We start from the raw sequence: 486 nt of genomic DNA on the forward strand, positions 1-486 counted from the left end.
CGGTTTTATTTCAAGCCATGATATTTGAAACTGCTTTTCAAAATCTTGTGGTTTTAATATATGTAGTAAAAACAGACCTCTTCTGTTTCATGAGGTCTGCTTTTTTGCTTTATATTACTTTGATATCATGTCATAATTATTTAAATATATAGAAAGTAAAAAGGATGATACCCAACATCGCCAAACGTCACTTATCATCCTCTGTCAAAAGACATGATTATAATAACTGATTACTCTATAAAACTCAATACTTCCAAAGCTAAAAATGATTTTGATGCCCTTATAAAATTCAGAAAACTATATTCTGATCTCATTTCTTCATTTTCTTTATCTTCTATTGAATGCACCTGTGGCAGTCATAACTGGCATATGCATTCTTCCTATTCTCGCTTCTATGATTTTCTTGGAAGAAAAATCAAAGTTTCCATTCAGCGTATTATCTGTGCTTCATGCGGTAAAACTCATGCTCTGCTTATTGAAGATATG

Annotated in this window: 1 pseudogene; it reads left to right on the forward strand. The window is 31.3% G+C overall.

Going from position 1 to position 486, the window contains the following annotated elements:
* Positions 1-213 precede the first annotated feature (213 nt).
* Positions 214-486, forward strand: a pseudogene (locus DW911_RS11215) (DUF6431 domain-containing protein); the annotation flags it as partial.

The organism is Erysipelatoclostridium sp. AM42-17, from assembly GCF_003480255.1.
Taxonomy (GTDB): Bacteria; Bacillota_I; Bacilli_A; order Erysipelotrichales; family Coprobacillaceae; genus Faecalibacillus.